We start from the raw sequence: 253 nt of genomic DNA on the forward strand, positions 1-253 counted from the left end.
TGAAGGACAAATTAAAAAGTGGCCAACTTAAGAAACAGGCGCAAGCCGAAGTTTCTGAGTAACCACGATCAGGGGTGGGTCCGTTTTACTTTGGCAGGGTGGGTCACAATTCGATCGGTATTGACAATCAAGGCTCTCAACTTTTTTATGTAGTCATTCTGCGCACGCAGGAACGCGATTTCCTCCCGCATCTCTTCCGGGGTCAGTTCATCGGGCGATTTATCGGCATAGGGAGTTTTGGGATGTTGAGACA

Annotated in this window: 1 pseudogene; it reads right to left on the reverse strand. The window is 48.2% G+C overall.

Features of this window, described 5'->3' with window-relative positions:
* Positions 1–68 precede the first annotated feature (68 nt).
* A pseudogene (locus tag M6G53_RS25380) lies at positions 69–253 on the reverse strand (hypothetical protein); the annotation flags it as partial.

The organism is Serratia nevei (assembly GCF_024160145.1).
Classification (GTDB): domain Bacteria; phylum Pseudomonadota; class Gammaproteobacteria; order Enterobacterales; family Enterobacteriaceae; genus Serratia; species Serratia nevei_A.